Source organism: Pseudomonas sp. Sample_9 (assembly GCF_004307535.1).
Lineage (GTDB): Bacteria > Pseudomonadota > Gammaproteobacteria > Pseudomonadales > Pseudomonadaceae > Aquipseudomonas > Aquipseudomonas mercuritolerans.
This window is the reverse complement of the sequence record NZ_RAZO01000043.1, coordinates 14,088-19,154: the sequence shown is the minus strand read 5'-3', so window position 1 is coordinate 19,154 and position 5,067 is coordinate 14,088. Positions and strand designations below refer to the sequence as shown.

General features: G+C 61.4%; 5 protein-coding genes and 1 pseudogene. All 6 read right to left on the bottom strand.

Annotation, left to right across the window (positions count from 1 at the left end; all coding sequences use genetic code 11):
• The coding region (locus D6877_RS02740) for a DNA topoisomerase IB (RefSeq protein WP_130909757.1) at positions 1 to 909 on the bottom strand (909 nt) is incomplete at its 3' end.
• Positions 910 to 980: 71 nt separating this feature from the next.
• Positions 981 to 2,060: a molybdenum ABC transporter ATP-binding protein gene (modC, locus tag D6877_RS02735; RefSeq protein WP_130909756.1), complete on the bottom strand. Its 1,080-nt coding sequence runs from the start codon at positions 2,058 to 2,060 to the stop codon at positions 981 to 983.
• A 3-nt stretch (positions 2,061 to 2,063) separates the two neighbouring features.
• Positions 2,064 to 2,744: a molybdate ABC transporter permease subunit gene (modB, locus tag D6877_RS02730; RefSeq protein ID WP_122506786.1), complete on the bottom strand. Its 681-nt coding sequence runs from the start codon at positions 2,742 to 2,744 to the stop codon at positions 2,064 to 2,066.
• Positions 2,745 to 3,512 carry a molybdate ABC transporter substrate-binding protein gene (modA, locus tag D6877_RS02725; protein ID WP_130909755.1) on the bottom strand — a complete coding sequence of 256 codons (768 nt, stop codon included), beginning with the start codon at positions 3,510 to 3,512 and terminating at the stop codon, positions 2,745 to 2,747.
• 136 nt (positions 3,513 to 3,648) lie between these two features.
• Complete coding sequence (locus D6877_RS02720; RefSeq protein ID WP_130909754.1) at positions 3,649 to 4,713, bottom strand: nitronate monooxygenase family protein; 1,065 nt, start codon at positions 4,711 to 4,713, stop codon at positions 3,649 to 3,651.
• 105 nt (positions 4,714 to 4,818) lie between these two features.
• A pseudogene (locus D6877_RS02715) lies at positions 4,819 to 5,067 on the bottom strand (autotransporter); the annotation flags it as partial.

Genomic DNA, 5,067 nt, shown 5'->3' with positions numbered 1-5,067 from the left:
CACGGCGGGGTGGATGTAGCACTTGCGGCACACCGCCGGCGTGTTGCCCAGCTGTTTGGCGACGTTCTTCACCGCTTCGACCACGTGGCGCTTGGCTTCGGTCTCCGACTCATGCTGCAACTCGCGCAGCACCGACAACGCCAGGGCGCTGCCCGCCCAGGTGCGGTAATCCTTGGCGGTGAAGGCCGCGCCGGTGAGCTTTTGCAGATAAGCGTTTACGTCGGAAGAAGTGACGGTGTGCCGTTCGCCGTGTTCATCGAGGTACTGGAACAGATTCTGCCCCGGTATCTCTAGGCAGCGCTTGATGATTCGCGCCAGGCGGCGATCCTTGACGGTGATCTGGTGCTCGATGCCGCTCTTGCCACGGAACTGGAACAGGATCGCGCTGCCGTTGACCTCGACATGGCGACTGCGCAACGTGGTCAGGCCATAGGAGCGATTGTCCCGCGCGTATTGCGTATTGCCGACGCGGATCAGCGTGGCATCGAGCAAGGTGATCACCGTGGCCATGACCTTGTCACGGCTGAAGCCCGGCTCATCAAGCAGTGCCTCGAGCTTGCGCCGCAGTTTCGGCAGGGCCAGGCCGAAGTCGCGCAGGCGCGAGTATTTGTCGGCGTCGCGCACTTCGCGCCAGCGCGCGTGATAACGGTACTGCTTGCGCCCGCGCGCATCGCGTCCGGTGGCTTGCAGGTGGCCGCACGGGTCGGCGCAGATCCACACATCGGTGTAAGCCGGCGGCACCGCGAGGGCATTGATGCGTTTGATTTCGTCCGGGTCGGTGATGCGCTGGCCCGATGGCTCGAAATAAACGAACTTGCCGCGCAGTTTTTTCCGGGTGATACCAGGCTGAGTGTCATCGACGTAATGCAGGTCGGCGGGCAGAGCATCTGTCAGCACGGTATCGGGCATGGCGGTTTCCTTCGGTCATACGGCAGTCTGTAACTGATTGACCGCAGGCGCTGGCCGTCGTGCCGAATGATTTACGCGAGCACCGCCACCGCCTTGATCTGCGCCCACAGGCGCTGGCCCGGGTGCACGCCCAGTTGATCACGCGAGAAGCGGGTGATCCGCGCCAGCAGCGGCGTGCCGCCGGCATCGAGGCGGATCAGCACATGGGCACTGTTGTCAGCGGCCTGTTCGCTGACGACCGTAACGGACAGACGATTGAGAATGCTGCTGGCTGCATCATTGTTCAGCGCCAGGCTGATGTCGCGCGCGTGCACTTTGCAGCGCAGAGCCTGGCCCACGGCCATCGGCGCATGGGTGACGCGAATGTTCATTGCAGTGGCCGGCAGTTGCAGGCTGAGCAATTGATAGGTGGCGTCGTAGGCGCTGACCTGGCCTTCGATGATCACCCCGGCGTCATCGCCCAGCGCCAAAGGCAGATCCAGGCGCGCAAGGGTTTCACCGATTGGGCCGCTGGCGAGGGCTTTGCCATCACGGAGCAATACCAAATGATCGGCCAGACGCGCGACTTCGTCCTGGGCATGGCTGACGTACAGCAGCGGAATATCTAGTTCGTCGTGCAGGCGCTGCAGGTATGGCAAGATTTCGCTTTTGCGCCGGCTGTCGAGAGCCGCCAGCGGTTCGTCCATCAGCAACAGTTTCGGGCTGGTCAGCAGGGCGCGGGCGATGCCGACGCGCTGCCGTTCGCCGCCGGACAGATGCTCTGGATGACGCTCGAGCAGATGGCTGATGCCGAGCAGTTCGGTCGCTTGGTTGATATCGACCCGGCGTTGCGACCTGGCGATGCGTTTTAGACCAAACTCCAGATTGGCCAGCACCGACAGATGCGGGAACAGGCTGGCTTCCTGAAACACATAGCCAAGCGCACGTTTATGCGGCGGGACGAAGATGCCCTTGGCACTGTCCTGCCACACCTCATCGTTGATCTGCACAAAACCGTGCTCGGCGCGCTCGAGCCCGGCGATGCAGCGCAGGCAGGTGGTTTTGCCCGAGCCGGAATCACCAAACAGCGCGGTGACGCCGCGGCCCGGCACTTGCAGATCGATATCCAGTTCGAACCCCGGATAAGTGCGTTTCAGGCGTACATCAATCATCGATCAGCTCCAGCCTGCGCGGGTCTTGCGGCTGGAATACAGCGCCAGCAACACCAGAAACGAAAATACCAGCATCGCCGCGGACAGCCAGTGCGCCTGGGCATATTCCAGCGCTTCGACGTGGTCGTAGATCTGCACCGAGACCACGCGGGTCTTGTCGGGAATGTTGCCGCCGATCATCAATACCACGCCGAATTCACCCACGGTGTGGGCGAAGCCGAGGATCGCTGCAGTGATGAAGCCGGGGCGCGCCAGCGGCAGGATCACGCTGAAGAACGTGTCCCAGGGATTGGCGCGCAAGGTCGCCGCGACTTCGAGCGGGCGGGTGCCAATCGCCGAGAAAGCGTTTTGCAGCGGTTGCACCACGAACGGCATGGAGTAGATCACCGAGCCGATGACCAGCCCGGTGAAACTGAACGTCAACGTGCCCAGCCCCAGCCATTGAGTGAACTGACCGAGAAAACCGTGCGGCCCCAGCGCCAGTAGCAGGTAAAAGCCGATCACCGTCGGCGGCAGCACCAGCGGCAGGGCGACGATGGCGCCGATGGGCCCGCGCAACCACGACGATGTGCGCGATAGCCACAACGCGATCGGCGTGCCGATCACCAGCAGGATCGCCGTGGTCAGCGACGCCAGTTTCAGGGTCAGCCAGATCGCGGCGAAATCGGCACTGGTCAGTGACATTTACAGTTCATATCCAAAGGATTTGATCACCGCAGCGGCTTTCGGCCCCTTGAGGTAATCGACCAGGGCCTTGGCAGCGGCGCTGTCCTTGCCTTTGTTCAAGATCACCGCGTCCTGTTTGATCGGATCATGCAGGGTGGCCGGAACAATCCATGCCGAGCCGCTGCTCACCTTGCCGTCCTTGTAGATTTGCGACAGCGCTACAAAGCCCAGTTCGGCGTTGCCGGTGGAGACGAACTGGTAGGCCTGCGTGATGTTCTGGCCTTCGACGATTTTGCTTTTCGTGGCTTCGCTCAACTGGAGTTTTTCCAGAACCTGGGTGGCGGCGAGACCGTACGGCGCTGCTTTCGGGTTGGCGATGGACAGGTGCTGGTATTGGTTGGTTTTCAGCACCTCGCCCTGCGCATCTACGTAGCCTTCCTTCGCTGACCACAATGCCAGGGTGCCGATGGCGTAGGTGAAGCGCGAGCCTTTGACGGTTTCGCCTTCCTGCTCGAGTTTTGCCGGGGTGCTGTCGTCAGCGGCGAGAAATACTTGGAACGGCGCGCCGTTCTTGATCTGGGTGTAGAACTGGCCGGTTGCGCCATAGGCGGCGACCAGTTTGTGGCCGGTGTCTTTTTCGAAGTCGGCAGCGATGGCCTGGATTGGCGCGGTGAAATTCGCGGCGACGGCCACTTGTACTTCGTCAGCCTGCGCGGCGCCCATGCTGAACAGTGCGAGGAATGAAGCGAAGCAGACGGGGGTGAAGCGTGTGGCAGCAAGTGTCATGTAAAGGCTCCGTCATCGGCGGCGGTAATTGCTCTGGTTGGGATAACGCCGATACATGGGCGTAATCGCTGTATACGGAAATATATAGCGATACGCCGCCAGGTGGCGAGGGAATAAATCCGCTCGCCGCATTAATTCAGTGACGGTTGAGTTTCGCCAATGCGCCCTCGGCCAGTTGCCGCGTGAGTTCAGCGCTGTCGATATCCTTGCCCAGCGTGAGCGCTTGTCCGGCCCAGAGGTTGGCAAAGTCGGCGTCATCCTTGGCCCGCAGCGGCATCAGCGCACCGCCGGCCAACGGGAAGGCCGGCGCGTGCGCCGACATCGGCCCGAGCTCGCGCATCGCCCGATTGACAATGCCCCGCGCCGGACGGCCGGTGAAAATATTGGTGATGGCGGTCTGGCTTTCTTTCGCAGTGCGCAAGGCTTTGTGGTGCGATGCGCTGACTTTGGCTTCCGGGGTGAACAGGTACGCCGTGCCGACTTGCACCGCCGAGGCGCCGAGCATGAAAGCTGCGGCAACGCCTCGCGCATCGCTGATCGCGCCCGCCGCGATCACCGGCACTTTTACCGCGTCGACCACCTGCGGCACCAGCGCGAAGGTGCCGACCTGAGTGCTCAGATCCTCGCTGAGAAACATCCCGCGATGGCCGCCGGCTTCATAACCCATGGCGATGATCGCATCGCAGCCGTGTTGCTCCAGCCAGATCGCTTCTTCGACCGTAGTCGCAGACGAAAGGATTTTCGCCCCGGTGGCCTTGACCCTATCAAGCAGGTTTTTTTCCGGCAGCCCGAAATGAAAACTCACCACCTCGGGGCGGTATTCCTCAAGCACGGCACACGCGGCTTCGTCAAAGGGTGCGCGGTTGGACACTGGCGTCGGCGCGTCGAAATCGGCACCCAGTTCGCGGTAATAAGGTTCGAGCAGATTTTTCCAGTCACGGGCGCGCTGTTCATCAGGCGCCGGTGGCTGATGGCAGAAGAAATTGACGTTGAACGATTTGGCGGTGTGCTGGCGAATCGTTTTCAGTTCTTCGCGCAGTTGTTCGATGCTCAGCATCGCTGCCGGCATTGAACCGAGGCCGCCGGCGTTGCACACGGCAATTACCATCGAAGAATTGGTCGCACCGGCCATCGGGCCCTGGATGATCGGCAGTTCGATACCGAGAAGATCAACGATGCGGGTGTCTGGCCACTGGCTCATATAGCAATTCTCCGAACGATGAAACGGGCAGGGACGGCAGGCGGTTTTTAGCAGCAAAACCTGTTGCGGGGCCAGTCTGAAATTCTGAACATCACGTGCAGTTTTTCAGCGTCGGTGCAATCCGCCACCGCCAAACGAACGGTTCATCATTTGTGAAGAATGGTTGAAGTTGTGCGTGCGCTGGTTACCGAGATTACGTGCGGCGGATTCGCGGTTGAGATTCTGCAATTGCGCATTGTTGTTCGCGGGCCTGGTCCGGTTGGCACCGCTGCCGGCCACGGACTGCCAGCCGTTGTCGGTTTTCTTGTAGACGTTGCCGTCGCGCCCGGCATAAACGTTGTCGCCGACCCGCGC

Coding starts and splice junctions, on each gene's coding strand:
- modB (WP_122506786.1), bottom strand. CDS start 2,744: ATGTCACTGACCAGTGCCGATTTCGCCGCGATCTGGCTGACCCTGAAA.
- modA (WP_130909755.1), bottom strand. CDS start 3,512: ATGACACTTGCTGCCACACGCTTCACCCCCGTCTGCTTCGCTTCATTC.
- modC (WP_130909756.1), bottom strand. CDS start 2,060: ATGATTGATGTACGCCTGAAACGCACTTATCCGGGGTTCGAACTGGAT.
- D6877_RS02720 (WP_130909754.1), bottom strand. CDS start 4,713: ATGAGCCAGTGGCCAGACACCCGCATCGTTGATCTTCTCGGTATCGAA.